Raw genomic sequence first — 25,878 nt, 5'->3', positions numbered from 1 at the left:
CGGGGCGGGACCTCTTGGCGGGGTCCCGCCTGCCTGTGCGAATATCTATGCAGGGCTGAGACGGCAGAAGAGGAGTCCCGTGGTGATCGTCGGCGAGGAACTGCGGATGATGACGCACGTGGCCCGGCTGTACCACCTTCAGGGCATACGGCAGCCGGAGATCGCGGCGCGGCTGGACCTGTCGCAGGCGAAGGTCTCACGCCTGCTGAAAAAAGCACAGGACCGGGGCATCGTGCGGATCACCGTGACGCCGCCGTCGGGTACGCACCCGGATCTGGAGGACGGTCTCCAGGAGCGGTACGGCCTGAAGCTCGCACTGGTCGTCGACACCGCCCCGGACAACGAGCGCACGATGCTCGGCGATCTCGGCGCGGCCGCCGCCTACTACCTCCAGACGACGTTGCGCTCCAGCGACACCGTGGGCATCTCCTCCTGGAGCGCCACCCTGCTCGCCACGGTGCAGGCGATGCAGCCGGTCCCGGGCCTGAAGGGCGTGCGCATCGTGCAGGCGGTGGGCGGAATCGGTGATCCCGCCGCGGCGGGTCACGCTTCGCGTATGACGGGGCAACTGGCGCAGTTGGTGAGCGGTGAGGCCGTCTATCTGCAGGCGCCCGGTGTGGCAGGGTCGGCGCAGAGCGCCCAGGCGTTGCGCGCGGACCCGTTCGTGTCGGCGGCTCTGGGCGAGCTGGGCGACCTGGACGTCGCGCTGGTGGGCATCGGCGAGATCACCCCGTCCAGCACGCTCGCCCGCAGCGGCAACGCCTTCTCGGACGAGGAACGCGCCGAGTTGGAGAAGCTGGGCGCGGTGGGCGATGTGTGTCTGCGGTTCTACGACGCCGAGGGCCGGCCGGTCGAGTCCGAGCTGGACTCCCGGGTCGTCGGCATCACCCGTGAGCAGCTTGCCGCCGCCCGCCGGAAGATCGGGGTGGCGGGCGGCAGCCGTAAGCACAAGGCGATCCGGTCGGCGGTGGCCGGTGGCCTGGTGGACGTGCTGGTGACCGATCAGGAGACGGCAGCGGCCTTGATGGCCTGACCCTCACGTACGTGCCGACAGGCCCCGAGAAGCATGCCGCGTACCGCTCACCAGCAGACGTAGCCGCCGTCGACGATCAGGTCGGAGCCGGTGACGAAGGACGCGGCGTCGGAGGCGAGGAAGACGGCGGGGCCCACCATCTCCTCGACCTCGGCGATGCGGCCCAGCGGGGTGTCCGCGGCGTACGTCTTCAGACGCTCGGCCACCTCCGGCCGCTGGTTCATCGGCGTCAGGGTGTAGCCCGGGCTGATCGAGTTGACCCGGATTCCGCGGTCGGCCCACTCCGTGGCCAGGCTCTTGGTGAGGTGCATGACGCCGGCCTTGGAGGCGTTGTAGTGGGCCTGCAGCAGTCCGCGGTTGGCGATGGTGCCCGACATGGAGGCGATGTTGACGATGGACCCGCCGCCGTGGGCGAGCATCACGCGGGCCTCGGCCTGGGCGCTGAGGAACACACCGGTGAGGTTGATGTCGACGACCCGGCGGAAGTCCTCGGAGGGCATGTCCTCGGCGGCGGTGGCGCCGGCCACGCCCGCGCAGTTGACCGCGGTACGGATGGGGCCGATCGATGCGACGGCGGTGCGGACGGCCTCGGCCAGGGACTCGGGGGAGGTGACGTCTCCACCGATGCCGACGGCCCTGCCGCGCGCCGCGACGATCCGGTCGGCGGTGGCCCGGGCGGCCTCGGCGTCGCGGTCGAAACAGGCGATGTCGGCGCCGCAGGCGGCGAAGCCCAGGGCGATGGCCCGGCCGATGCCGCTGCCCGCGCCGGTGATGAACGCGGCCTTGTCGGTGAGGGAGAACGCCCCGGGGTTGAAGGTCATGATGCGGCTCTTTCGGCAGTGGTGAAGCGACGGAGGAGGACGGGCGCCGGTGCCACCGGTCCCGGCCGGTGTCAGGCCCGCTTTCCGCGGGAGCAGGCGACCGCGTCGTGCCAGCCGGCCATGCGGCGGTTGCGCCAGGCGTCGTCCTCGTGCGGCGTGAAGCGGGTGCCCTGGGGGGTGAGCGCGGGCAGATCGGCGTCGTCCCAGATGCCGAGCGCGGTACCGGCCAGATACGCGACACCCAGGGCGGACACCTCCGGGCGGCCGGCCCGCAGCACGGACCGGCCGATCAGCTCGGCCTGGAGCGTCATGAGGCGGTCGTTGCCCGTCGGCCCGCCGTCCGCGCGGAGTTCGGCGACGGCGCCGGCGAGGACGGTGTCGAAACGGGAGAGCGTGTCGGCCACCTGGAAGGCCATCGACTCGACCGCGGCGCGCGCCACTTCGGCGGGGCCCGTGTCGAAGTCCATGCCCACGAGCAGCGCACGGGCGCCGCGGTCCCAGTAGGGGGCGCCCAGTCCGGAGAACGCCGGGACCAGATACACCTCGGAGTCCTCCCGCGCGCCGGCCGCCAGGGCGGCGATGCCGGCCGGGTCGGTCCCGAGCAGCCGGGCGGCCCAGCGGATCGCCGTGCCCGCCGACGCTATGTTCGCCTCCAGGGCGTGCGCGGCACCGCCGTCCCGGGTGCGCCGCCACGCCAGGGTGGCGGCGATGCCCTCACCGGGCCGCCGGCCCTCGGGGTTGAGGACCATCAGCGAGGCGCCGGTGCCGTACGTGGCCTTCACCACGCCCGGACGCCCGTGGCTCTGCGCGAAGAGCGCCGCGTGCGAGTCCCCGAGCACCGCCGCGATGGGCAGCCCGTCCGCGAGGCCCGGCACGTTCCGGGTGCGTCCCAGCTCGTCGCCGGCACTGTCCGAGGCGGCGACGCGGGGCAGTGCCGTACGGGGGATGCGGAACAGGTCGAGCAGCTCGGGGTCCCAGCCGGCGTCGTCCAGGCGCACGAGCTGGGTGCGGGAGGCGCAGCCGGTCTCGGTGGCGTCGGTGGCGCCGCCGGTGAGCCGGTGCAGCAGCCAGGCGTCGACCGTGCCGACGCGCAGCCGCCCGGCGGTGGCCGCCTCGCGGTCCGGGTCGAGCCGGTCCAGCAGCCACTCGGCCTTGGTCGCGGAGAACATCGGGTCGACCGGCAGGCCGGTACGGCCGCTGATCAGCTCGCCCTCGGCCGAGGCGGCCAGCTTGGCGCAGCGCTCGGCGGTGCGCCGGTCCTGCCAGCTGACGAGCGGCGACAGCGCGGCGCCGGTGTCCGGGTCCCAGACCAGGACGGCCTCACGCTGGACACTCAGCCCCAGGCCGAGGATGTGCGTGCCCGCGGTGGCGGCCTGGGCGGCCAGTTCCTCGGCGACACCGGTGACGCCCCGCCACAGGACGGCCGGGTCCTGCTCGACCCGCCCGGGCTCGGGATACTGCTGGGTCAGCGGCCGGTGGGCGGCGGCGACCACCCGCCCGTCCTCCGCGACGAGCAGCCCCTTCGTCCCGCTGGTGCCCTGGTCGAGGGCGAGGACGGCGCCTCTTCCCACGGCACTCATGCCGTCGCTCCCTGCCCGGCGCCCGTCAGCTCGCGCGCGGCCCGGACGACGGCCTCGGCGTCGATGCCGAAGTACTCGGACAGGAAGGCCGGACTGCCGGTCGGGGTGAACTCGTCGCGCACGCCGAGCAGCTTCATCGGCACCGGGGTGCGGGCGGCGAGGAACTCCGCGACGGCGCTGCCGAGCCCGCCGTGGACGTTGGCCTCCTCGACGGTGATGATGCGGCCCGTCCCGGCGGCCGCCGCGAGCAGCGCCTCCTCGTCCAGCGGCTTGACGGTGGAGAAGTTGAGCACGCGCGCGTCGACACCCTCGGCGGCCAGCTTCCCGGCGGCGGCCAAGGCGGCGAAAACCGTCGTGCCCACGCCGATCAGCGTAACGTCGCGGCCGTCGCGCAGACACGTGGCGCGGCCGGCCTCGAAGGGCACGTGGGGAGCCAGGTCCGGCACCTTCGTGCGGCCGATGCGCAGGTAGACGGGGCCGTCGTACTGGTGGGCCCAGCGCAGCGCCTCGCGTGTCTCGGCCGGGTCGGCCGGTGCCAGGACGACCATCTCGGGCAGCGTGCGCAGCCAGGCGAAGTCCTCCACCCCGTGGTGGGTGGGGCCGAGCTGGCCGTAGGCGAAGCCGGGGCTCATGGCGCACAGCTTCACGTTGGTGCGCGAATAGGCGACGTCCGCCTTGATCTGCTCCAGGGCGCGGCCGGTGAGGAAGGGCGCCGCGGCGCAGACGAACGGGATACGGCCGCCGTTCGCGAGGCCGGCGCCCGCGCCGACCATGAGCTGCTCGGCGATGCCCACGTTGACCAGCCGGTCCGGGAAGCGCTGCTGGAACTCCTTGAGGTTGGAGGAGCCGACGGAGTCGTTGCAGACGGCCACGGTGCGCTGGTCGGCCTCCGCGAGCTCGATCAGCGTCTCGGCGAACGCCTTGCGGCAGTCGTGCAGCTCGGCGGCTACGGCGGCGGTGGTGCTCATCGGGCGGTCAGCTCCTCGAAGGCGGCAGCGGTCTGTTCGGCGGTGGGCACCTTGTGGTGCCACTCGACGCGGTCCTCGATGAAGGACACGCCCTTGCCCTTGATCGTGTCGGCGATCAGGCACAAGGGGCGGTCGTCGGCGGAGCGATCCTGGTCAAGGGCCTGGTAGAGAGCCTCGTGGTCGTGGCCGTCGACGGAGCGGACGTCGAAGCCGAAGGAGGCCCACTTGGCGTCGAGCGGGTCCAGGCCCGAGGTCTCCTCGGTGGCGGCGCCCTGCTGGAAGCGGTTGCGGTCGACGATCACGGTCAGCCGGCCGAGGCGCTGCTGGGACGCGCTCATCGCCGCCTCCCAGTTGCTTCCTTCCTGCAGCTCACCGTCACCCGTGAGCACGTAGGTGCGCCGGCCGGAGCCGTCCAGCTTGGCGGCGACGGCCATCCCCACGGCGACCGGGAAGCCGTGGCCCAGCGGACCCGTGTTGGTCTCCACCCCGGGCACTTTGCGGCGGTTGGGGTGGCCGTTGAGCGGCGACAGCGGCTCCATGAAGGTGGCCAGCTCCGCCTCGGGGAAGAAGCCGGCGTGCGCCAGGGTCGCGTACAGGATGCCCGCGGCGTGGCCCTTGCTGAGGACGAACCGGTCGCGCTCGGCCCATTCCGGCTCCTCGGGACGGACGTCGAGGACCGCGAAGTACAGCACGGTGACGATGTCGGCGGCGGAGTAGTCACCTCCGATGTGCCCCTGGCCGGCTCGGCTGATCATCTCCAAGTCGCTGCGGCGGATCGAGTGGGCCAGCTCCCTCAGGCGCGCGGCGCGCTCTGCCGGGGACGCCGCGCGCAGCTCGCGCCTGATGCCGGCGAGCCGCGCCGTGGCGCTGGGGACTGGGGCGAGAACCATGTGTGCATATCCATTCGAGTCTGTTTCTTGCTTCGATCTCATGCCGTGGCGAGGTGCATGACCGCGGAGTTCGTCGCCTCCTCGGCCGGCAGGATGCCCTGCTGGCGCCCCCGGCTGAGGACCAGCACGCGGTGGGACAGCCCCAGGACCTCGTCGAGGTCGGAGCTGACCACCACGACCGCCATGCCCGACCGGGCCAGGTCCGCGATCACCTCGTAGATGGCCGCCCGGGCGCCGACGTCGATGCCGCGGGTCGGCTCGTCGAGGATGATGACCTTGGGCTTGCGTTCCAGCCACTTGGCGATCACGACCTTCTGCTGGTTGCCGCCGGACAGGGTCCGCACCGGCTGCGCGGACCGTCCCTTGACGGTCATCGTCCTGATGGCGTCGGTGGCGACCTCGGTGACGCGATGTGGGGTCAGCCAGCCCCGCCGGGCGACCCGGTCGAGGCTGGGCAGGACCACGTTGTCGCCGATCGAGAGGTCGAGCACGGCACCCTGGCCCTTGCGGTCCTCGGGTACGAGCGCCACCCCCGCCTCGATGGCGTCCCGGGGCCCGCGCAGCCGCAGGACCCGGCCGTCGACGGACACCTTTCCCCCGGTCACCGGGTCGACTCCGGCGATCGCCCTCACCAGTTCGGTGCGTCCGGCGCCGACGATCCCGGCGATGCCGAACACCTCGCCCGCGCGCACACTGAAGGAGACGTCCCGGAAGGACGGGTTGGACAGGCCCTCCACACGCAGCACCTCGCGCTCCGCCGGCGCTCCCGTGTCGGGGAAGATGCGCTCGACGCTGCGCCCCACCATCTCCTCGACGAGCTGTGACACGGGCACTTGTGCGGTCGGGTGCGTGGCGACCTTCTGCCCGTCCCGCATCACCACGATGCGGTCGCAGATGCGGGCGATCTCCTCCAGGCGGTGGCTGACGTAGACGAAGGACACGCCTTCCTTGCGCAGCGCGTCGATCCGCTCGAAGAGGTGGTCGGTCTCGTCGCCGCCCAGGGCGGCCGTCGGCTCGTCGAGGATCAGCAACCTGGCGTCGAGCGTCAGGGCTTTGGCGATCTCGACCTGTTGCTGCGCGGCCACCCGGAGCGTGCCGACCAGCCGGGTGGGGGAGATGTCCAGACCGAGCCGGTGCAGCTGCTCCTCGGCACGGTGGTTCATCTCCGTACGGTCGATGCGTCCGCCGCGGGTGAGGAGCCGGCCCAGGAAGACGTTCTCGGCGACCGACAGGTCCGGCAGCAGGCGCGTCTCCTGATGGATGAGCCCGATGCCGTGGGTGATGGCCTCCCCTGGCGACTTCGGCTCGTAAGGCCCTCCCCGCCAGGTCATGTGACCGGTGTCGGAGGAGAACGTGCCGGCGATGATGTTGGCCAGAGTGGACTTCCCGGCGCCGTTCTCGCCGAGCAGTGCCACGACCTCGCCGGGGCGTACGTCGAGGTCGATCCGGTCCAGGGCCTGGGTGGCGCCGAAGCGCTTGGACACGCCCCGGACGATCAGGCCCTCGTGCGTCCGGTCCCTCGGGACCTGGCTGACGTTCGTCATGATGACGTGGCTCCCCGGGGCTCAGGGGTGGGTCTTGATGTACTGGTCGGCCTTGGCCGGGTCGTCCTTGGTCAGGAGGTACGCGGGCTGCAACTGCTTCGCCGGGACCGACTTGCCGTTGACGACGTCCAGTGCGGTGTCGACCGACATCCGCCCCATCTTCTGGGTCTGCTGGACCATGGTGGCGTCGATGGTGCCGTTGCGGACCGCCTTCAGGCCCGCGACGTCGCCGTCGAAGCCGACGATCAGACGCTTCTTGCCGTCGGCGCTCTTGACCGCCTGCGCGGCACCGAGAGCCATGGCGTCGGCCTGGCCCCACAGGATGTCGATGCTCGGGTGGGCCTGGAGCATGTCCTGCGCCACCGAGTACGCCTTGTCCTGCGCCCAGTCGGCGGTCTGCTGCGAGACCACCTTGATCCCGGGCGCCTTGGCGAGCGCCTGGCCGAAGCCCTTCTGCCGGTCGACCTGCGGGGTGGTGCCGATCTGGCCCTGGAGGATGGCCAGTTGGCCCTTGCCGTCCTTCTGCTTGATCACCCACTCGCCGAGCGTCCTGGCGGCCGCGACGCTGTCGGTGGCGATGAAGGACTTGCCCGGGGCGTCCTCGGGGTTCCGGTCGACCGTGACGACGGGGATCTTCGCGCGTTCCGCCGCCTTCACCGGCACGCCGGCGGCCGTGGCGCCGGCCGGGATGTAGATGATCGCGCTGACCTGACGGCTGATGAAGTCCTGTATCTGGTTGACCTGGGTCGCCGCGTCGCCGCGGGCGTCCGCCACGACGACCTTGATGCCCTTCTTCTTCGCCTCGGCTTCGACGGACTGCTTGATCTGGTTGAAGAAGTCGGCCTGGAGATTGGCGACGGCGAGTCCGATCGTGACCGGTTTGCCGTCCGAGGTGGTCGTGGCGGCGCTGTCTCTGTTGCAGGCGGTGGCGCTGAGAGCGAGAGCGGCCACGATGCCGGTGGCGGCCCAACGGTGGTGCGACTTCATGACGGTGGTGCTCCTTCGGTAAGCGGGGGGGGAGGGGGACGAGCCGAGACGGTCAGCGCGCCTCGCGCCGGCGCAGGACGTCGACCATGACGGCCAGAGCGATCACCACGCCGATGACGATCTGCTGGACGAACGGGGAGACTCCGAGCAGGTTGAGCCCGTTGTGCAGGACGCCGATGATCAGGACGCCGAACAGGGTTCCGGTGACGGAGCCGACGCCGCCGCTGAGGCTCGCGCCGCCGATCACCACGGCGGCGATCGCGTCGAGTTCGTAGCCCGTTCCGGCGCTCGGCTGCGAGGAGTCGAGACGCATCGACAGGAAGACACCGGCCAGGCCGACGAGGACGCCGGTCACGGTGTAGACGAGCACGGTCCGCTTCCGCACGCTGATGCCGGCGAGCCTGGCCACCTCCGAGCTGCCGCCGATGGCGTACAGCTCACGCCCGCCGGTCCGATAGCGCATGTACGCCCATCCGGCCACGTACAGCACGACGAGCACGAAGGTGACGAAGGTGAAGACGCCCAGGTACCGGGTGGTGGAGAGGTTGTCGAACCAGTCCGGGTACCCGACGATCTGCTGGCCGTCGGTGATGACGTTGGCCAGGCCGCGGGCGATGGACATCATCGCCAACGTGGCGATGAACGGCGGGAGCCTGGTGAAGGTGACGCCCAGCCCGTTGGCCAGGCCGCACGCTCCCGCGACGCCGACCGCGACGACGGCGCTCAGCCACAGCGGCCAGCCCTGGTCGTGGGAGAGCCAGCCGAGCACCATGGTCGCCAGTGCCAGGACCGCGCCGACCGAGAGGTCGATGCCGCCCGTGATGATGACGGCGGTCATGCCGAGGGCGAGAAGACCCAGGATCACCGCCTGGTCGACGATGTTCAGCAGGTTGTTCTGGGTCAGGAAATACGGCGTCGCGATGTAGAAGACGACGCACATGGCGACGAGGCCGAGTGCGGGACCGCGAGAACCCGTGAGCAGTCCGGTCGCCCAGGACGGTGTCTTCAGCCGCCGCTCGGCCGGCTGCGCGTCCACGGGCTGCGCCGCGTTGCTGGTCGTACTCATGAAAGTCTCCGGATAGTGAATGTGCATCCAGGTGGGGAGGAGCGGCATGGACCGCCTTCGGCCGCTTGCGCTGTCGTCACGCCCGTGACGTGCTAGTTCATGAACATCCCCCCGTCGACGTTGATCGTCTGGCCCGTGATGTACGCCGCTTCCTCGGAGGCGAGGAAGAGCAGGAGGTTGGCCACGTCGTCGTCGGTGCCGGCCCGGCCCAGCGGGATGCCGGCGACCCATTCGGCCATGAGTTCGCCCGGCTCGTAGTCGCCCAGCAGCCGGCCCCAGGCGCGGTCGTTGTAGTCCCACATGTCGCTGCCGACGATGCCGGGGCAGTAGGCGTTCACGGTGATCCGGTCCTTGGCGAGTTCCTTCGCCAGGCTCTGCGTGAGGCCGACGACCCCGAACTTGCTGGCCGCGTAGTGCGGTGTGTAGATGAAGCCCTGACGCGCCTGTCCCGAGGCGGCGTTGAGGATGCGCCCGCCGCGCCCGTGCCGCCGCATGCTCGCGGCGGCGGCCTGCGCGCACAGGAACGTTCCTGTGGTGTTGACGGCGAGGACCTTCTGCCAGGCGTCGAGGCTCAGGTCCTCCAGCGGGCTGATGGTGATGACGCCGGCGTTGTTGACCAGGACGTCCACACCGCCCCGGGTGCGGTCGGCGAGGTCGAAGGCACGGGCCACGTCGTCCGCCGAGGTGACATCCGCGCGGACGCCGAGCGCGCTGCCGGCGGTGTGCTGGGCGGCGACCGTCTCGGCCGCCTCCTCGACGGCCTCGGACAGGTCGAGCATCAGCACGTCGGCGCCTTCGCCGGCGAACCGCGCGGCGATCCCGCGTCCGATCCCCTGCGCGGCGCCGGTGACGACGACGCACTTGTCCTTGAAGCGAAGGGAAGGTGTCACAGCAACTCCCGTACGGCGGAGGCGATGCCGTCGGCTGTGAGGCCGAAGTGCTCCAGCAGGAAGGCGGCACTCCCGGTCGGCGCGAACTCGCGCCGCACGCCGAGGATCCGCATGGGCACGGGACGGTTCTGCGCGACGACGCTCGCCACTGCCGCGCCGAGGCCGCCCGTGGTGGTCGCCTCCTCGGCGGTGACGATGCCCCGCGTTTCGCGAGCGGCCCGCAGGACGGCATCCAGGTCCAGCGGCTCGACGAAGGTCATGTTCAGTACCCGGACGCCGATGCCCTCGTCCCGAAGTGTCCCGGCCGCGGCCAGCGCGCGGGAGACCATGGTCCCGACGGCCATGACGGTGATGTCGTCGCCGTCGGTGAGCTGGATGCTGCGGCCGGGTTCGAACGGTGCGTCCTGTGGCGTGACCGACGGGACCTTGAACCGGGGGATGCGCAGGTAGGTCGGGCCGTCGTGTGCTGCGGCCCAGCGGACGGCGGCGCGGGTCTGCGCCGGGTCCGCGGGGACGGCGACGGCCAGGTCGGCGATCGCCCGCATCCAGGACAGGTCCTCGATCGAGTGGTGGGTCGGACCCAGCTCCCCGTAGGCCAGACCGGGGCTCTGGCCGCAGAGCACCACCGGAAGTGCGTTGTAGGCGGCGTCGGTCTTGATCTGCTCCGTGGCGCGGCCGGTCAGGAAGGGACCCGCCGCGCTGACGAACGGGACGAAGCCGCCGATCGCGAGCCCGGCCCCGACGCCGACGAGATCCTGCTCGGCGATGCCGACGTTGATGAGGCGGTCGGGGAAGAGCTCCTTGAACCGGACGAGGTTGCTCGACCCCACGGAGTCGTTGCAGACGGCGACGATCCGCTCGTCCTCGGTGGCCAGCGCGATCAGTTCGTCCGCGAACGCCTGGCGGCAGTCATAGGTCTGTGCGGCCTCGGACACGACATCGGCAGTCATCGGCTGAGCTCCTCCAGGGCGGCCTGAACCTGCTCGGAATCCGGCACCTTGTGGTGCCACTCCACGCGGTCCTCGATGAACGACACGCCCTTGCCCTTGACGGTGCGGGCCACGACGACGACCGGCCTGCCGGTCGTGGACGGGCGCAGGGCGGACAGCAGCCGGCCGTGGTCGTGGCCGTCGACGTCCCGTACCTCCCAGCCGAAGCCGGCCCACTTGTCCGCGAGCGGCTCCAGCCGCTTGGTCTCCTCGGTGCGAGCGCCCTGCTGGAGACGGTTCCGGTCGACGATCGCCGTGAGGGAGGAGAGGTCGTGGTGCGCGGCGGTCATCGCCGCCTCCCAGTTGCTGCCCTCCTGGAGTTCTCCGTCGCCCAGGACGACGTAGGTGCGGTAGGACCGGCCCGACACCTTGGCCGCCAGTGCGCAGCCGACCGCGACGGGAAAGCCGTGACCGAGGGGGCCGGTGTTCGTCTCGACGCCCGGTACCTTCCTGCGGTTCGGGTGGCCGTTGAGCGGAGAGAGCGGCGCCATGAACGTGGACAACTCGGACAGCGGGAAGAAGCCGCTGTGGGCGAGGGTCGCGTAAAGGGCCGCCGCACAGTGCCCCTTGCTGAGGATGAAGCGGTCGCGGTCCGGGTCGCGCGGCTTCTCGGGATCCACGGCCAGCACCCCGCCGAACAGGGTGGCGAGGATGTCCGTCACCGACAGATCGCCGCCGATGTGGCCGAGCTGTGCGCCGTCGATCATCCGCACGACGCTGCGGCGCACGTCGGCGGACAGCTGCCTCAACTCGTGCAGGCGGGCCGTGTCTTCGCCGGCGACACGCCGGCGCCGTTCCCGGAACCGCGCGATCCCGGCTGGGTCTGTGGTGAGCATCTGGATCGTCCTTGATCGCTGGATCTCGGGGGTGGCGAGGGGCCTAGGAGCACCGGCCGAAAAGAGAGGGTGAATAGATATTCAAGCGTGAATCGCGAACGCCATCATGCTGGGCGTGTTTCGGCCACGTGTCAATAGGGTGAATCGACGCCTTTTCGCGGTGACGGGGGCTTCTACCGTCCGATGAGCCGCTGTTCGAGGTCGCGCAGGTCCTTGCGGAGCGAGGAGCGGACCTGGCGGGCGAGGAGCGGCGCGGCCAGCCGGTAGAAGCCGCCTTCGCCGCCCCGGACGCGAATGCGGGCGCGTGTGCCCCGGGCGTCCGGCTCGAAGGCGTAGGTGACGTGCATGGGCATCGGGCCGGCCACGGAGATCATGTCCAGCAGGCGGGGCGGTTCGTACGCGGCCACCCGCAGGACGTAGTCGATGCGCCGGCCGAGGAAGAAGGCCGTCCGGGTGATCTCGGCGTCCACGCCGAAGCCGCCCGCGTCCGCCTCCCGGGTCAGCTCCGCGGTGCGGATGCCCTGCGTCCACTCGGCGTCATGGCGCCAGTCCATGGCGTACTCGGCCACCCGTTCGGGCGGAAGCGGGATCACGCGCTCCACGGACACGTCGATCGTCATGGCGCTGCCGCCTTCGTCCTCGACTCGCTGGATCCGGGGGTTGCCTGCCGTGTCCAGGGTCGTCGATGCCGGAGGTGGACGCACGGCGAACAGGCCGGACCAACGGGCCGTACCCGGAGACCGGCTTCTTCGAGCCGCCCTACGGCCACTGACCAGGGCGCCGCATCGCACTGTGTCCCGCGGCCGTCCCCTCAGGGGCGAGGAGACGGCCTCCGGCCCGCGCCGTCGTTCAGGGCGCCTCGGCCCGCCCCGTGGTGTCGTCGAGGAACCCGCCCGACTGGTGCTGCCACAGCTTCGCGTAGGCGCCGTCGGACGCGAGCAACTCCTGGTGCGTGCCCTGCTCGACGATCCGCCCGCGGTCGAGGACGACGAGCTGGTCCATGGAGGCGACCGTGCTCAGCCGGTGCGCCACCACCAGCGCGGTCCGCCCGTCCATGAGCCGCCACAGCGCCTCCTGCACGAGGAGTTCGCTCTCCGAGTCCAGGGCGCTGGTCGCCTCGTCGAGCAGCAGGATCGGCGCGTCGCGCAGGATCGCCCGGGCGAGAGCGACGCGCTGGCGCTGACCGCCGGACAGCTTGATGCCGCGCTCGCCCACCATGGTGTCGAAGCCGTCCGGCAGCACATCGGCGAACTCGGTGACATGGGCCGCCTCGGCCGCCCGGCGGATCTCGGCCTCGGTGGCGTCCGGCCGGGCGAACGCGATGTTGTCCCGCAGGGTGCGGTGGAACATCGCCGGGTCCTGCGGCACGTAGGCGATCTGGCTGCGCAGGTCGGCCTGGCGCAGTCGGCTGATGTCCTGGCCGCCGACGAGGATGCGGCCGCCGTCGATGTCCGTCATCCGCAGCAACAGCCGCGTGAGCGAGGTCTTGCCGCCGCCGGACCGGCCGACCAGGCCGACCCTCGCCCCGCTCGGCACGTCCAGGTCGAGACCCTCGAACAACGGCCGGCCGCCCCGGTGCGCGAAGGTCACCTTCTCGAACCGGATGCCGGCGCACCGGGGCCGCAGCGGCTCCGGCGACGGCGGGTCGAGCACGGTGGGAGGCGTCAGGAGCAGCTCGGTGAACTGCGCGGCCTCCGTCATCGAGCTCTCCAGCCGGCGGTAGATCTGGTTGAACTCGAACATGATCCGGGTCGCGTTGCTGTAGTAGGTGAAGGCGACCACGATCGCCTCCACGCCGTTCCCGTTCCCGGCGAGCGTGATGGCGAGCAGCAGCCCCATCGCGTTGGTCAGCACCGACATCGGCGCGACCAGTGTGTCGATGCGGAGGTTGCCGTAGTCCCACGAGCGCAGCGTGAGCCGGCGCGACGTGGCGACCCGGGAGCGGTGCTCGGCGGCCTCGCGCTCCTCCGCGGCGAACGCCCGCACCGTGTCCATGTTCATCAGGCTGTCGGCGACGTGGCCCGACACCCGGGCGATCGCCTCCTCCCGCAGGTCGACGAGGGCCTGGCGGCGCCGGATGAGAGGCACCACCAGCATCCCGGTCAGCGCGATCATCACCAGCAGTCCGACCACGAGCAGGGGTTCGTAGCGCCACAGCACCACCGCCCCGAACGCCAGCGGCACGAAGCTGCCCACGATCTGGAACGCCAGCGTGTCCACGAACTGCTCGAAACGCGAGGCGAAGCTCAGGACGCGCTTGGTCAGCGAACCGGCGAAGTTGTCGTGGAAGAACGCGGCGTCCTTGGCGAACAGCTCGTCCATCCCGATCACGTACAGGTGCTCGATGCCGAGGGCGTCGAGGCGGTTGAGGCAGTGCAGCGCCACGCGCCACAGTCCCTCGGCGAGCAGCAGGACCCCGGCGAAGCCGAGGACGTACGGCAGTGCCGAGTCGACCGTCAGGTCCCTGTCGTCGGCGATGCCGCCGACGAGCTTGGCGACGATCAGCGGCGCGACGTAGTTCATTCCGATGTTGCCCAGCGCCATGAGCAGCATCGCGGGTGCCGTCAGCCGGCGGAGCCGGGACAACTCCCGTCCGTAGTAACGAAGTGCGAGAAGTACCGAGCGTTTGCCCGGCTGAACCCTGCGCGATCCAGGCGTATCCATCCCACCCCTGTGTCGTTCTGTGGCCGCCCGCCACGCGCGCATGTGCGGGCAGGGGCCATCGCCGCAACGGATGTGTGGAGAATTCGGGTCGAGTCCGGCAGTCTCCCGCGACGGCGACCGCGGCGTCCAAGTGTTTTCCGGCCGGGCGGTGGTGCGCAGGGAGCGCCAAGAGGCACGGTCGGCGGACTCGGGGCGGTCGGGGCGGTGCGGCTGGGCCGGCAGGGCGGTTCAGGACGTGGGTGCGCGGGGGTGTCGGTGGCGCCACCCCCGTATCGGGTGTCCAGGCCCAGGGACGGGCCGGGCCGGGGGCGGCAGCATGTGTGTCGTCGGCAACCGGCCGACGACCGATCCACCACCGGACACCGGGGGACCCATGAACGAGACCTTCGCCAGGCGCCTGACCGGCCTCGCCGGCATCGCCGCCGCGGCCGCCCTCATCATCGAAGTGCCGCTGTACTTCGTCTACTCCGGGCCGCCGCCGGACGCGAACGTCCTCACCAGGCTGCTGCTCGGGATCTTCGCGCTGGCGTTCCTGATCGTGTTCGTGACGGCCTTCCGTGAGCTGGTCAAGCGGGTGAACCCGGCCCATGAGTGGGTGGGTTCGCTGGCCTTCGCCACCGGACTGGTCTACGTGGCGGTCACCCTGGTCTCCAGCGGGCTGGAGGCCGGCGCGGTCATCGCCGCCGACCGTTCCATCGATCCGACCATCACGGTCAGCGGCACCTACATCCTCTACGGGTCGATCGGCAAGGTGCTGATGGCGCTGTTCCTCACCGCGGTGGGCTTCGGCATCTCCCGTACGAACCTGCTGCCGCGCTGGACCGGCCGCTCCGCCTACGTCCTGGCCGGGGTCAATCTGGCCTTCGTGCCGTCCCTGTTCTTCGGCAACGACCCGGCGGACTTCTACGCGGCGAACGGCTGGGGCACCACCGCGTCGCTGGGCGCGATCCTCAGCTACTGGCTGCTCGCGCTCGGCATCTCGACGTACCGCAGCGCCACCGCACGGGCCGCTCTCCCCGCTCAGCCCAGGTAGATCGGCAACGCTCAACCCAGGTAGAGCGGCACCTTCGAGCCCAGATCGCCCAGTTCGGCTCGCTCCGCCGGAGTCGGCGCCCGCCGCCCCGTGCCCACCAGCAGCGCGTCCGCGTCGGAGAACGACGAGGGGAAGGCGCTCCCGGCGATCTGCTCCAGCATCTCGCGGGACCGGGCGAGCCCCTCCGCGGGCGGCGGCGCGGCGTCCGGGAGGTGGGCGATCAGGTCGAGATGGTGCAGCGTCCACTCCATGACGTACGTGGAGAGGTAGTCGCCCACGGTGAGAACCTCGTCGCGGGTGCCGACCCTGAGACCGGGGTCGGCGAGCTCCGCCGCGCGGCCCGCGGCGGAGCCGACGTCGTCCAGGTGGAACTTGAGCAGATGCGGTTCCCCGTACGCGGCGGCCAGCCGGACCGTCAGCGCGTCGAGCGGATCGTCTCCGGTCGGCGGCGTGCCGGAGATCTCCCAGTAGGTCAGCGCGTCACGGGTCGGTTCCCCGTCGGCGGGCGTGGCGAGGGTGATCAGGACGTCCTGCGCGTCGATGACCAGATGGCACACCAGGTCCCGCACCAGCCAGCCGGTACAGCCGGACGGCCGGGCGAAGTCCTCGTCGGCCAGCTCGGCGACCGCCGCACGCAACGCCGTCCAGGAGCGTGAGAAGAGATCCACCTCGGCAACGTAGTGCCGCGCCGCGAGGGCCGACAAGCGCTTTACGGCCGACCGGGCCCGCTGCGGGCGGTGTCGGCGGGTGAGGGCGCTCGCAGCGCCGCCGCCACGAGTCCGCGGATCTCCCGCTCCGACACCGATCCGCCCCCCACCAGCCGGTCGAAGACCAGTCCGTCCACACAGGTCAGCAGTGTGACCGTGCGGTCCTCGGCGTCCGCGACACCCTGTGCGGCCAGGAAGTCGTGTACGGCTTGCCGGCCTGCGTTCCGGCGCGGCACCAGGATCTCCCGTAGCTCGGGGTGGTGCACGCTCTCGATGGCGCACGCGTAGCGCGCGAGAGAGCGCCGTCGTCCGTCCCCGGTGAGCCGTTGCTCGACGAACGCGGCGATCCCGGCCACCAGTTCCTCGGCATCGCGCGGCACCGGCGTCCGATCCCCGATCGCCTGGAGTTCCGCCTGGTCGAGGGCGACCAGGCGCCGGACCAGGGCGGTGAGCAGTGCCTGGCGGGTGCGGTAGTAGGCGGACGTGGTGCCGGGCGGCAGGTCAGCCGCCCGGTCCACCGCGCGATGAGTCAGTCCTCGGATTCCGGCGTCGGCGAGCACGCCGATGGCCGCATCGGCGAGGACGGTACGTCGGTCTGTGGGCATCCCCCCTTTCTACACCTGTAGAGGAGTGGGGGTACGATCCTTCTACAACTGTAGAAGGATCGCGCCGGGGCGAACGTGGGGCGAACGAGGGAGGGCCGGTATGGGTGGCAGCGCGGTCGTGGTGGGCGGAGGCATCGGCGGGCTGGCCGCCGCGCTCGGTCTGCGCCGGATCGGCTGGGAGGTGACGGTGGTCGAACGCGCCCCCGTCCTGGCCGACGCGGGCGCCGGTATCTCCCTGCACGCCAACGGCATCCGCGCCCTGGACGCCCTCGGTGTCGGCGACGCGGTGCGCGCGGCTGCCCGGCCCCAGTACACCGGGGGCACCCGGGCCCCCGGTGGCGGCTGGCTGGCCCGGATGGACGGGACCGCTCTGGAACGCGAACTGGGCACGCCGATCGCCGGCATCCCGCGGGCCGCGCTGCACCGCCTGCTGCGCGCGGCGTTGCCGTCCGAGTGCCTGGTGACCGGGGCCGAGGCGACGTCCGCCGACCGCTCCGACCCCGGCCGGGTGCGGATACCACTCGGGGACACCGTCCTGGAGGCGGACCTGCTCGTGGCCGCCGACGGAGTGGGCAGCTGGCTGCGCGCCCAGCTGTTCCCCCAGCACCCCGGCCCGGCCTACAGCGGTTCGACCGTGCTGCGCGCCGTCACCGAGGACCCGGTCGAGTTGGCCACCGACTTCGAGCTGACCTGGGGGAGGGGAGCCGAGTTCGGGCACATCGCGTTCGCCGACGGCCGGGCCGAGTGGCACGCGGTGCTCAACTCGCCGCCCGGGGTGCGGCACACGGACGCCCTCGACGCGATGCGCCGACGGTTCGGCACCTGGCACGAGCCGATCCCCGCGCTGCTGGACGCGACCCGCCCCGAGGCCGTCCTGCACCACGACATCCACGAACTGGTGACGCCTTTGCCCGCGTTCACCGCGGGCCGGATCGCGCTGCTCGGTGACGCCGCCCACGCCATGACGCCGAACCTCGGCCAGGGAGCCTGCCAGGCGCTGGAGGACGCGGCCGTGCTGGCCGCCGCACTCGCCACCGAGCCCACCGTCACATCGGCGCTGGCCCGTTACGACGCCGAGCGCCGCCCGCGCAGCCAGTCCGTCGCACGCGCCGCCCGCCAGGCCGGCCGGATGGGGCAACAACTGACCCACCCGCTGGCCGTCGCCGCGCGGAACACCGCTCTCCGGCTGGCCCCCTCCCGCGCGACCGTCCGCGCCATCCTGCGGCACGCCGACTGGATACCGCCGGTCCTGCGCTGACGGCAGTGACGAAGAAAGGCCCTCTCGGCTTACGGGTACCCCTCAGCGGCCGGGCGCCCCTCAGCCTCCCGGCGTGCCCAGCCGTCCGGCCGCGAGGGCGGCGAGTTCCGCAGGAGTCCGCGGCCCCGGCTCCGCGCCGGTCAACCACCCCTGTGCGCGCAGGAGTTCCGCCGCCGCGGCTCCCCACGGCAGTCGCAGCCCCGCCTCCCGGAGGAGATCGGTGCGGGCCAGTGCCTCGGGGGCGGGCCCGGTGCGGACCCCGGACGGGGTGAGGAGCGCCGCGTCGTCGGCCCAGCGCAGCGCGAGGTCGACGTCGTGGGTGGCCATCACCACCGTGGTGCCGGCCTCACGGAGGCCGTCGAGCGTGGTGAGGAGCCGTTCCTGGCCGTCGGGGTCGAGTCCGGCCGTCGGCTCGTCGAGGATGAGGACACGGGGGCGCATGGCGACCGCGCCCGCGATGGCGGTGCGTTTGCGCTGCCCGTAGGAGAGCAGATGGGTGGGCCGGTCGGCCAGGGCGGTGATGTCCAGGGCTGCGAGCGCCTCCGCCACCCGCGCCCGCACCTGTGCGTCGTCCAGGCCGAGGTTCAGCGGCCCGAACGACACGTCCTGCTCGACGGACGCCGCGAAGAGCTGGTCGTCCGGGTCCTGCACCACCAGCTGGACGGTCGTCCGCAGCCGGGTCAGGCCCTTGCGGTCGTACGTCACCGGCTGCCCCGCGACCGTCAACCGGCCTTCGCGGGGCCGCAGTCCGCCGCTGAGGAGCCGCATCAGCGTGGTCTTGCCGCTGCCGTTGCGGCCGAGCAGCGCGAGCGCGCGCCCCTCGCGGATCTCGAAGTCCAGGCCGCTGAGCACGGCCGGGCCGTCCTCGTACGCGAAGGACGCGCCCCGCAGGGCGACGAGGGCGGGCTCGCTCATGTCAGCGGCCTTTCCAGTACGAAGGTGAGGACGGCCAGCGCCGCGAGGAGCACGCAACTGGCCGTCGTGAAGCGGACGGAGACACGGGCCTCGGGCACCAGGACGCGCAGGGTGCCGTCGTAGCCGCGCCCGGCGAGTCCGGACTGGAGGCGGACCGCCCGGTCGAAGGCCCGGACGAACGCGGTGGCGCCGAGGCCGCCCAGGGACCGCCAGGCGGCGGCCCGCGTGGTGTGCCCGAGCCGGGCGCCCTGCGCGTCACGGACCCGGCGCACGGAGTCCAGCAGCAGGAAGCTCATCCGGTACGTCACGAGCGCGACGTCGACGACCGGCGCGGGCACCCCGGCCCGGACCAGCCGCGGCAGCAGGTCGGACATCGGGGTGGTGAACGCGAACAGCAGTACCCCCAGGGAGGCCGCCGAGGTGCGCAGCAGCAACTCCCCGGCCCGGACCGGCCCGTCACCGGCGAGGGAGACGAAGCCGCCCGGCCCGCCCACCTGCACGAGCAGCGTCAGCGCGCCGGTCACGCAGAAACCCAGCGGCACCCGGTAGGCCCGCCACAGCCGGCGCCCGGGCACGCCCGCCGGACCCAGCAGCACCCCCAGGGCGGTCAGCAGCACCAGAGCCGCGCCCGGCCAGGGCGGCAGCGAGATCGCCAGCAGGGTCAGACCCAGCCCGAGCACGGCCTTGTCCACGGGATGGCGGCGGCGCCAGCGACTGCTGTGCGCCGCCGCGTCGATCGGCAGCACGCGGCTCAGGCCCCTTCGCCCGTGGACTCCCCGGCGGTACCGCCCGCCGGGTTCCCGGAGCCCCGATCCCGCTCCAGCGCCCGCCGCTCACCCTGCCGCCTGCCCCGGCGCAGGCCGAAGTAGTAGGCGAGGACACCGGAGCCCAGGGCCGCCTGGAGGGAGAACAGCGCCGACTCGATCTCACCGGACGGAGGTTCGTACAGGGGCGAGAACCAGGGTTTGTAGTCCGGCTCGATCTCGGTGATCGCCGTCTCCGCCTCGCCGTCGGAACCCGTGAACGGCTCCTTCTTGTGGTCGCCGAGGCCGAGCACGAGCGGCAGCACGGCGAGCGCGGCCACGGCGAGCAGCAGCAGAAGGTTGATCTTCGTGTTCCTGCTCATCGGGCCACCTCCTCGGTCTCGCTCCGGGACTGCTTCCCGGCCAGGAGCACACCCAGCCGGGTCAGTTCGCCCTTGCTGGACTGCACCAGCAGCCGCATCACGAGCACCGTCAGCAGTCCCTCGCTCACCGCGAGCGGGATCTGGGTGACGGCGAAGATGGAGCCGAACTTGCCGAGCGCGCCCAGGAACCCGCTGCCCGGGTCGGGGAACGCGAGCGCCAGCTGCACGCTGGTGACGCAGTAGGTGGACAGGTCGGCGACGAACGCGGCGGAGAACACGGCGACCATCAGCGGCACGTCGTAGCGGCGCAGCAGGCGGTACACCGCGTAGCCCGCCCAGGGGCCGGCGATCGCCATGGAGAAGACGTTGGCGCCGAGCGTGGTCAGACCGCCGTGCGCGAGCAGCAGCGCCTGGAAGAGCAGGGTGATGGTGCCCAGCACCGCCATGACGGGCGGCCGGAACAGGATGGCCCCCAGGCCCGTGCCGGTGGGGTGGGAACAACTGCCCGTGACGGACGGCAGCTTCAGCGCTGACAGGACGAACGTGAAGGCGCCGGAGGCGCCGAGGAGCAGGGTGCTCTCGGGGTGCTCGCGCACTTCTCGGGTGAGCGACCGGACCCCGTGGAGGACGAACGGCGCGGACGCGACGCCCCAGGCGGCCGCGTGCGCCGGAGGCAGGAAACCCTCGGCAATGTGCATGGCTCAGCAGACCCTCTCCAGCACCTCGTGGATGGTTGACGCGCCTTGGCCGGTCTCCTGGCTCACGGGTCCCACCGCCCGTACTCCGCCTTCCCGGGTCCGTGAGAACCCAGTGGCTGCCCGCGGGGGCTGGAGCCGGACTTCCCGATCACAGTGGCGAGGGCCGCACCGGCATCACACCGGATTTCCCGTTCACCAAGGCGTGGTGACAGTAATGCCGGGATAAGGGCCATGACAAGCCAGCCAAGGGAGCGCGCGAGGGGGCGCGTGAAGGGGCGACCGCTCGCACACCGGCGCAGGAGGGCTCAGTCGTCCCCTTCGTCGCCGTAGTCCTCCCCGTCCTCCCCGGACCCCGGAGGCTGTTCCTTCTGGGGCTTGTCAGCCTTGTCAGCCTCCTCCGGCGAGCTGTTGCCCGTCTCCTGCGCCGGGCTCGTGGCGCCGGTCGTCGCGTCGGCGGGTGCCGGGGAATCGGGTGCCGTGATGGAGGGCGTGACATCGGCCACTGTGCCGGCGGCCGGGGTCGTGGCGGCCGCCGGGGCGGAGGCCAGGGGGTCGGCGGAGTCGGCGGAGTCGCCGGGCGAGGGGGCGGCCGGGCTGCTCGCGGACGGGGACGCGTCGGGATCCGTGCCCTCCGTCGCGGTGTCGTCGGGCGAGAACCACCGCATGCCGACGAGCATCGCGGCGAGGAAGACGGCCGCCGCGGCCACCGCCGCGGCCGTCCTGCGATGGTTGCCAAGGCCGCCTCGGGGCGCGGCGCGACGGGAACGCCCGCCCGAAGCGGTACGGGACCCGGTGGGCAGCGCGTACGTGGCCGGGCTGCCGGTGCCGGTGTCGGCTGCCGCGTACCGCCCCGGCCCGGCGGACGGCACCGGCGACGCCGCATCCGGCAGCGGCTCGGGCAGCCCCCGCCACGCGCCGCCGGCGAACCACTCGGCGGACTGCTGCGCCGTGGGCCGGTCCTCGGGCTGCTTGGCGAGCAGGGCGAGGAGGTAGCTCTCGAAGGCCGGCGGCAGACCGGCGACACCGAGTTCCCGGGGCGGTACGGGGGCGTTGTCGAGATGCTGGTGCAGGAGTGCGACGGCGGTGTCGGCCTGGAACGGCGGGCGGCCGCTGAGGAGCTGGTAGAGCACGCACCCCAGGGAGTACATGTCGGAGGCCGGACCCGCGGGCCGGCCCAGGGCCCGTTCGGGTGCGAGGTAGAGGCCGGTGCCGACGATCTGGCCGGTGGCGGTGAGCGCGGCGCCCGGGTCGTCGAGGAAACGCGCGATGCCGAAGTCGCCGATCTTCAGCGTGCCGCTCGCGTCCAGCAGGAGGTTGGCGGGTTTGACGTCGCGGTGCACGATGCCCTGCTCGTGTGCGGCGGCGAGTCCGGCGGCGGCCTGCGCGGCGAGCCGGGCCACCTCCTCGGCGGGGAGTGCGCCGGAGACGGACAGCACTCGGGCGAGGCTGTCGCCCTCGACCAGCTCCATCACCAGGTACAGGCGGTTGTCGTACTCGCCGAAGTCCAGGACCCCGACCACGTTGGGGTGGTTGAGACGTCCGGCCGTCTGGGCCTCCAGGCGGAACCGGGAGGCCGCCGTCGCGTCGGTGTCCTGAGGCAGCAGCAGCTTGACGGCCACCGCTCTGGCGAGCGTCTCGTCGTACGCACGCCAGACCTCTCCCATTCCGCCGCGCCCGATCTCAACGTCCAGCCGGTAGCGGCCCGCTAGCAGCACTCGTCCTCGTCCTATGCTCGTGGGAAGGTCCTCGCCGCAGGCCGCAACTCCCCGCGTCGGAGCGGGGGTTGGTGGGGGTGCCGCAGCCGACCCAGGATACTGGCCTGCGTGACCACCGTTCCCCGGTGCGGTCCCGTGGAGGGCACGGTCCCGGAAACCGGGGAGCGGAGCGGTACCCCGCCGGGGTGATGGCGCGACGCACGTGGTTGCCGAGGCTGTCCCCGGCGCCTCGCCGGCCGCCGGATCGGGCCGCCGTTGTGCCTTCCCTCTCTTCCCTCGCTTCTCTACGTCTCGGCCTGCCACCGGGCCGCCGCGCGCCCGGCCCTCGCGCCTGCGCCTGTCGTCAGGCCGCCGCGTCCGCCCCCTGCGCCCGCTCCTTCCGGCGCGGCAGCAGAGTCACCGCCAGGGCGGGGACGGCCGAGAGGAGGAGCCAGGGCACGGCGGGCGGGAGGCCCGCTTCGAGCAGGGAGCCGGTGGCCGCGCTGCCGGCGAGGACGATCAGGCCCGAGACGGACGACAGCGCACCCATGTAGAGGCCGATCCGGCCCTCCTCGGCGAGGTCGGGCACCCAGGCGCGGGCGGCGGGCACGACCAGCATCTGCCCCACGGTGAGCAGCACGACGAAGACCGCGGCCGGCAGCAGCCCTGCGGTACCCGTCCAGCCGGCGGGGCGCGCCGCGGCCACCACCGCGAAACCGGACGCGATCAGCAGCAGCCCGGCGGTCATGGAGCGGCGCAGGTCGAGCCGGTCGCCCGCCCAGCGGGTCACCGGCAGCTGGGCGAACACCACCAGCACCGAGGACAGGGCGAACAGCCAGGACAGCGGCGCCTGGGAGCCCGCCGCGCGCTGCACCTCGTCCGGCAGGGCCAGATACAGCTGGTTGTAGGCGAGCAGGTACGTGCCGTACGCGCAGCACAGCGCCAGGAAGCGGCGGTTGCGCAGCAGCAGGCGCGCCCCGCCCTTCTCCCGGGTGCGGACCCGGCCGGGGATGTGCTGCGGCATCAGCCACACGTGTCCGGCGAGGACGAGCACGAACACCGCGGCACCCGCGAGGCACGCGGTGCGGAAGTCGACGGCGAGCAGCAGGGCGCCGAGCAGCGGTCCGACGAAGGCCCCGGCCTGGCCCGCCACGCTGAACAGGGCCAGGAGACGCGTGCGTGAGCCGTGCCCCTCCTCCTCCCAGACCACCGCCTGGCGGGCCACCTCGGACTCCACGGCGGGGGAGAACAGCGCGGCGGCGAAGCCGATCACCAGGACCGCCCCGATCACGGCCCAGCTCGCCTCCGCGTACCCGAGCCACGCGAACCCGGCGATCCGCAGCACGCAGCCCGCCAGCACGACCGGGCGTACGCCGTAGCGGTCGACGAGCGAGCCTCCGACCACGAACAGGCCCTGCTGGCTGAAGGTGCGCAGCCCGAGCACGAAGCCGACCAGCCAGCCCGCCATGCCGATCGCGGTGCCGAGGTGCTCGGCGAGGAACGGCAGCACGGCGTAGAAGCCGACGTTGAAGGCGAGTTGGGTCACGATCAGCAGCCGCAGCAGCGGGGACAGGTCCCGCCAGAGCCGCCAGGTGCTCTCGCGCGGGGCCCTGGGCGTCGCGCCGTCGGATGTCTCTTGGCCGGAGGCAGGGGCGGCCCGGCGGGCCAGGACGCGGGACAGGAGGCCTGTCATCGTTCTTCTCTCGCTGAGAGGGACACGGGGGTCAGGAGGGCGTCGCCGTGGTCCGGCCGCTGCCGCGGGGCGGGCACGACCCGGTCGCCGGGCGGCCCCGCCGGGCTGTCGGCCCGCCCGCGCCGCCGGGGCGGTCGGACGCCGCCGGCGGCCGTCACCGCGAGCGCACCCAGCAGGGCCAGTACGGCGGCCGGGAAGAGGACGGCCCACGGGGCGCGCTCGGCGTACGGCTGGTTCTCGGCGAGCAGCAGACCCCACTCGGGGGACGGCGGCTGCGCGCCCAGGCCGAGGAAGCCGAGCGCGGCGAGGCTCAGCGCGACGCCGGGCAGCCGGAGCAGGGCGTGCCGGGCCACCGGCGGCAGGACGGCGGGCAGCAGTTCGTGCCGGAGCAGGTAGCCACGCCCGGCACCCAGCGCACGGGTGGCGGCCAGGTGCGTGGTCGCCCGCTCCTGGCGCAGCAGGGAGGACGTGTGGGCGGCCAGCGGGGACCAGGCCACGACGCCGACGGCGAGGGCGGGCGCCCAGGGGCCGCTGCCCGTGACGCCGGCGACGAGAAGCCCGGCCAGGACGGGCGGTACGGCACTGACGGTGTCGACCAGCGGTCCGGACAGCCGCGGCAGCAGCCCCAGCAGCAGCCCTGCGAGAAGGGCCGCGGCACTCACCGCGAGCGCCGTGCCGAGGGTGTTCAGCGCGCCGTGGGCGACCCGGGCGAGGACGTCCCGGCCCAGCGCGTCCGTCCCGAACGGGTGGGCCGGGGAGGGGCCTTGCAGCCGGGCGAGGGTGTCCAGGGCGAGCGCGTCACGCGGCAGGCCGAGGCCGATGACCGTGGCGAGCAGCCCCCCGTACAGCAGGGGCAGGGCGCGGGGCGGGGGCGGTGCCGGCCGGTGCAGGGAGTGCAGGGCGCCGTCGCGCAGCGCGGGCCCGATCAGCAGCCGGGCCGCCAGCCGCGCGAGGACGCCGGCAGTGGCCGCGAGCAGGACGAGGGTGAGCGTGCCGGTCTGCAGGACGGGCAGGTCCTGGGCGAGCGCGGCGTGCAGGGTGAGCCGGCCCAGGCCGGGGATGTCGAAGATCTGCTCGACGGCGACGGACCCGCCGGTCAGACCGACCACGAACAGGCCCAGGTTGGGCAGCAGTCCGGGCACACAGCGGCGCACCGCCTGCCGTGCCACGGACTTCGGCGGAACACCGCGGGCCGCGGCGGCCACCGCCCAGGGTTCGGCGAACGCGCCGGGCAGCAGGTCGTCCAGCATCCGCCCGAGGACCGCGCCGGCCGGCAGGCCGAGGGCCAGCGAGGGCAGCACCATCCACCGCGGCCCGTACCAGCCCAGGGCCGGCAGCCAGCCCAGCTGCACCCCGATCACCGAGGCGAGCACCGCGGCGACGAGGAACTCGGGCAGCGCCGCCAGCACAGCGGTCGCCGCGCCGCCGGCACCGCGCGCGCCGAGCCGGCCCCGCGAACCGAGCCGGAGCGTACGGGCACACACCGCCGTCGCCGTGACCGCGGCGACGACGAGGGCGCCGGACATCAGCAGCAACGACGCGCCGAGCGCCGGCAGGACGGAGGGCAGCACCTGGGCACCGGACACCCACGACGTGCCCGCGTCCCCGTGCGCCAGCCCGCCCAGCCAGCGGCCGAGCAGTGCCAAGGGGCCGTCGTCGAGCCCGAGTTCGCCGCGGATGGCGCGCAGCGTCTCGGGGGCCGGGTCGCGGTCCGCCGAGCGGGACTTCAGCACGGTCAGCGCCGGGTCGGTGCGCGACAGCCACGGCAGCAGGCCGATCCCGCCCACCAGGCCGGCCGTGAGCACGGCCCGCCACAGCAGCGTCGGGACGCCGCCGCGCGCGACAACGCTCAGGGCGGCCAGGCTCTTGCTCAGAGGTGAG

General features: G+C 72.7%; 24 protein-coding genes and 1 riboswitch. Of the genes, 3 read left to right on the top strand and 21 right to left on the bottom strand.

The genetic code is table 11. From position 1 onward, the window contains the following. Nucleotides 1–79 precede the first annotated feature (79 nt). The gene (locus CCL05_RS01065) at nt 80–1,033 is read left to right on the top strand and encodes a sugar-binding transcriptional regulator (protein WP_208641297.1); all 954 of its coding nucleotides are present in this window, start codon (nt 80–82) and stop codon (nt 1,031–1,033) included. Between the two features lie 47 nt (nt 1,034–1,080). Here CCL05_RS01065 and CCL05_RS01060 read toward each other — a convergent pair whose 3' ends face one another. From CCL05_RS01060 to CCL05_RS01005, 12 genes are all read right to left on the bottom strand, one after another. Then, nucleotides 1,081–1,854: an SDR family oxidoreductase gene (locus CCL05_RS01060; protein WP_086558553.1), complete on the bottom strand. Its 774-nt coding sequence runs from the start codon at nt 1,852–1,854 to the stop codon at nt 1,081–1,083. A 71-nt stretch (nt 1,855–1,925) separates the two neighbouring features. Further along, nucleotides 1,926–3,434, bottom strand: coding sequence for an FGGY-family carbohydrate kinase (locus CCL05_RS01055; RefSeq protein WP_086558552.1), 1,509 nt, complete (start codon nt 3,432–3,434; stop codon nt 1,926–1,928). Next, nucleotides 3,431–4,402 (bottom strand): transketolase family protein, encoded by a 972-nt coding sequence (locus CCL05_RS01050; RefSeq protein WP_086558551.1) that lies wholly within the window; start codon nt 4,400–4,402, stop codon nt 3,431–3,433. Before CCL05_RS01050 ends, CCL05_RS01055 begins: the two co-directional genes overlap by 4 nt. After that, nucleotides 4,399–5,292, bottom strand: coding sequence for a transketolase (locus tag CCL05_RS01045; RefSeq protein ID WP_086558550.1), 894 nt, complete (start codon nt 5,290–5,292; stop codon nt 4,399–4,401). The genes CCL05_RS01050 and CCL05_RS01045 overlap by 4 nt, the downstream gene beginning before the upstream one ends. 38 nt (nt 5,293–5,330) lie before the next feature. Beyond that, nucleotides 5,331–6,836 (bottom strand): sugar ABC transporter ATP-binding protein, encoded by a 1,506-nt coding sequence (locus CCL05_RS01040; RefSeq protein WP_086558549.1) that lies wholly within the window; start codon nt 6,834–6,836, stop codon nt 5,331–5,333. 21 nt (nt 6,837–6,857) lie between these two features. Continuing rightward, entirely contained in the window at nt 6,858–7,823 is a 966-nt protein-coding gene (locus tag CCL05_RS01035) for a sugar ABC transporter substrate-binding protein (protein WP_086558548.1), read from the bottom strand. A gap of 52 nt (nt 7,824–7,875) precedes the next feature. Next, complete coding sequence (locus tag CCL05_RS01030; RefSeq protein WP_086558547.1) at nt 7,876–8,889, bottom strand: ABC transporter permease; 1,014 nt, start codon at nt 8,887–8,889, stop codon at nt 7,876–7,878. A 92-nt stretch (nt 8,890–8,981) separates the two neighbouring features. After that, nucleotides 8,982–9,779: an SDR family oxidoreductase gene (locus CCL05_RS01025; protein WP_086558546.1), complete on the bottom strand. Its 798-nt coding sequence runs from the start codon at nt 9,777–9,779 to the stop codon at nt 8,982–8,984. Beyond that, complete coding sequence (locus tag CCL05_RS01020; protein WP_086558545.1) at nt 9,776–10,729, bottom strand: transketolase family protein; 954 nt, start codon at nt 10,727–10,729, stop codon at nt 9,776–9,778. Before CCL05_RS01020 ends, CCL05_RS01025 begins: the two co-directional genes overlap by 4 nt. Then, on the bottom strand, nt 10,726–11,604 hold the full coding sequence (locus CCL05_RS01015; RefSeq protein WP_086558544.1) for a transketolase: 879 nt from the start codon (nt 11,602–11,604) through the stop codon (nt 10,726–10,728). The genes CCL05_RS01020 and CCL05_RS01015 overlap by 4 nt, the downstream gene beginning before the upstream one ends. 173 nt (nt 11,605–11,777) lie before the next feature. After that, nucleotides 11,778–12,224, bottom strand: a complete 447-nt coding sequence (locus CCL05_RS01010; protein ID WP_086558543.1) for an SRPBCC family protein — start codon at nt 12,222–12,224, stop codon at nt 11,778–11,780. Nucleotides 12,225–12,453: 229 nt separating this feature from the next. Then, on the bottom strand, nt 12,454–14,268 hold the full coding sequence (locus CCL05_RS01005; RefSeq protein WP_086558542.1) for an ABC transporter ATP-binding protein: 1,815 nt from the start codon (nt 14,266–14,268) through the stop codon (nt 12,454–12,456). Between the two features lie 373 nt (nt 14,269–14,641). Between CCL05_RS01005 and CCL05_RS01000 the strand changes: the two genes are divergently transcribed. Further along, complete coding sequence (locus CCL05_RS01000) at nt 14,642–15,301, top strand: hypothetical protein (RefSeq protein ID WP_086558541.1); 660 nt, start codon at nt 14,642–14,644, stop codon at nt 15,299–15,301. 11 nt (nt 15,302–15,312) lie between these two features. Here the strand turns inward: CCL05_RS01000 and CCL05_RS00995 are convergent, their stop codons facing one another. Both CCL05_RS00995 and CCL05_RS00990 read right to left on the bottom strand, forming a co-directional pair. Beyond that, nucleotides 15,313–15,969 carry a maleylpyruvate isomerase N-terminal domain-containing protein gene (locus tag CCL05_RS00995; protein ID WP_086558616.1) on the bottom strand — a complete coding sequence of 219 codons (657 nt, stop codon included), beginning with the start codon at nt 15,967–15,969 and terminating at the stop codon, nt 15,313–15,315. 41 nt (nt 15,970–16,010) lie between these two features. Continuing rightward, on the bottom strand, nt 16,011–16,613 hold the full coding sequence (locus tag CCL05_RS00990) for a TetR/AcrR family transcriptional regulator (RefSeq protein ID WP_086558540.1): 603 nt from the start codon (nt 16,611–16,613) through the stop codon (nt 16,011–16,013). Nucleotides 16,614–16,713: 100 nt separating this feature from the next. Here CCL05_RS00990 and CCL05_RS00985 point away from each other — a divergent pair, with 100 nt between their 5' ends. Then, nucleotides 16,714–17,871, top strand: coding sequence for an FAD-dependent monooxygenase (locus tag CCL05_RS00985; protein ID WP_086558539.1), 1,158 nt, complete (start codon nt 16,714–16,716; stop codon nt 17,869–17,871). 60 nt (nt 17,872–17,931) lie between these two features. On the opposite strand, the gene CCL05_RS00980 is transcribed toward CCL05_RS00985, so the two are convergent. The 7 genes from CCL05_RS00980 to CCL05_RS00950 form a co-directional block, all read right to left on the bottom strand. Then, the gene (locus CCL05_RS00980) at nt 17,932–18,786 is read right to left on the bottom strand and encodes an energy-coupling factor ABC transporter ATP-binding protein (protein ID WP_086558538.1); all 855 of its coding nucleotides are present in this window, start codon (nt 18,784–18,786) and stop codon (nt 17,932–17,934) included. Then, nucleotides 18,783–19,532 (bottom strand): cobalt ECF transporter T component CbiQ, encoded by a 750-nt coding sequence (gene cbiQ / locus CCL05_RS00975; protein WP_086558537.1) that lies wholly within the window; start codon nt 19,530–19,532, stop codon nt 18,783–18,785. Before cbiQ ends, CCL05_RS00980 begins: the two co-directional genes overlap by 4 nt. 5 nt (nt 19,533–19,537) lie before the next feature. Next, a complete protein-coding gene (locus tag CCL05_RS00970) occupies nt 19,538–19,912 on the bottom strand; it encodes an energy-coupling factor ABC transporter substrate-binding protein (RefSeq protein ID WP_086558536.1) in 375 nt (124 codons plus the stop codon). After that, nucleotides 19,909–20,610, bottom strand: a complete 702-nt coding sequence (locus CCL05_RS00965) for an energy-coupling factor ABC transporter permease (protein ID WP_086558535.1) — start codon at nt 20,608–20,610, stop codon at nt 19,909–19,911. The genes CCL05_RS00970 and CCL05_RS00965 overlap by 4 nt, the downstream gene beginning before the upstream one ends. A 30-nt stretch (nt 20,611–20,640) precedes the next feature. Then, nucleotides 20,641–20,825, bottom strand: a riboswitch (cobalamin riboswitch). Nucleotides 20,826–20,915: 90 nt separating this feature from the next. Continuing rightward, complete coding sequence (locus CCL05_RS00960; RefSeq protein ID WP_086558534.1) at nt 20,916–22,325, bottom strand: serine/threonine-protein kinase; 1,410 nt, start codon at nt 22,323–22,325, stop codon at nt 20,916–20,918. A 343-nt stretch (nt 22,326–22,668) separates the two neighbouring features. Further along, nucleotides 22,669–23,997: an MDR family MFS transporter gene (locus CCL05_RS00955; RefSeq protein ID WP_086558533.1), complete on the bottom strand. Its 1,329-nt coding sequence runs from the start codon at nt 23,995–23,997 to the stop codon at nt 22,669–22,671. Further along, nucleotides 23,994–25,802, bottom strand: a complete 1,809-nt coding sequence (locus tag CCL05_RS00950) for an ABC transporter permease subunit (RefSeq protein WP_167409490.1) — start codon at nt 25,800–25,802, stop codon at nt 23,994–23,996. Before CCL05_RS00950 ends, CCL05_RS00955 begins: the two co-directional genes overlap by 4 nt. Between the last annotated feature and the right edge of the window lie 76 nt (nt 25,803–25,878).

Source organism: Streptomyces africanus (assembly GCF_002150735.1).
Taxonomy (GTDB): Bacteria; Actinomycetota; Actinomycetes; order Streptomycetales; family Streptomycetaceae; genus Streptomyces; species Streptomyces africanus.
The sequence above is the reverse complement of the archived record's forward strand: the minus strand, read 5'-3'. Positions and strand labels throughout refer to the sequence as shown.